The sequence below is a fragment of the Vibrio sp. D173a genome (assembly GCF_030248475.1).
In genome coordinates this window covers 1-1,269 of the sequence record NZ_JAHGAH010001284.1, presented here as the reverse complement: position 1 = coordinate 1,269, position 1,269 = coordinate 1, and the positions used below count along the sequence as shown (strand labels likewise).

The window sequence follows — 1,269 nt, the reverse complement described above, 5'->3', positions numbered from 1 at the left end:
TAGTATCTCTGTTTCATCTGGTAACTTAGAGTGGCTTTGGTAAGCGAGTAATCGGACAAAGCCTTTTGTGCAATGAGGTTAAACGAAGCGCTCTCAACAAAACAGATGGCCGAAGTTTTCAAAAATTGAGTAGATTGCTTTATTTATATTAAATTTCAATAAAAACAATAGCTTAAATCTATTGTCTCTGAATTTGTACAATGTAAGCCTGTGTAAGGGATATCATTGTTAACCATATGAAATTATTGAATAAAATATCAGTGGTAGCTTGGGGTTAGAAAGTACTCTTCGACCTCGTCGGGGCAAATAGGCTTACCAAATAGAAAGCCCTGGAAGTATTGGTAGCCGCAATTGATTAGAAACTGTTTTTGGCTTTCAGTTTCAACACCTTCTGCCACCACTTTAAGCTCAAGCTTTTCACAGATAGCATGTGTTGCCTTGACGATCGCCTTACTTCCCTGATGTGAGCCATGAACAAAGCTTTTATCCAGCTTTACCGTGCTGATGGGCAGGTCATGCAGCATCGAGAGTGACGAGTAGCCGGTTCCAAAATCATCAAGGTGTAGCTCAACTCCGAGTGCTGCAATGTCATAGAGCACTTGTTTAACTTCACCGTGTTTGAAGATCATCGCCGACTCAGTGATCTCCAGAGCGACTTTGTTTGCTGGCAGTTGGTAGAAGTTCAACATCGCCGATAGTTGTTCAGCAAAAGCGGAATGGATCTGCTTGCCAGAGATATTGATATTCAGTGAGAGCTCTGGGCTAAATTTTTTATGCCATTGTGCTAGCTGCTTGAGGGCCGCGTTCAATACCCAGCGGCCTAACGGAACAATTTGCCCTGTCTCTTCAGCAAGTCCGATAAACTCACGCGGTTCAATTTGGCCTAGGTCTTTATCTTTCCAGCGCAGAAGAGCCTCAAAGCCAGTGATCTTGTTAGATTCACTATGAATAATGGGCTGATAGTGCAGGTGTAGGTTATCGTTCTCTATCGCACCTGCTAGTCGGTGGCGAATATCAACTTTGCTATGCAGCGCATTAGCAAGATCAGGCGTAAAGGTTTGGTAGCGATTCCTGCCGTTGGCTTTTGCCATGTGCATCGCCATACCAGCTTGTTTGAGCAGTGATTCTTGATCCATCGCGTTGTCTGGGAAATGGGCGGTCCCAATGCTGCATCCCACTGATAAGGAGCCAATGCCAGCGATATGGAAGCTTTTGTTCAGTGCGTTGATAATTCGCGAACAAAGCAGAGGGATGTTTTGGTTACGACAG

1 protein-coding gene is annotated in these 1,269 nt (G+C 44.3%); it reads right to left on the bottom strand.

Annotation, left to right across the window (positions count from 1 at the left end; genetic code table 11):
• Positions 1-257: 257 nt before the first annotated feature.
• The coding region (locus KIV40_RS32875) for a bifunctional diguanylate cyclase/phosphodiesterase (protein ID WP_285353567.1) at positions 258-1,269 on the bottom strand (1,012 nt) is incomplete at its 5' end.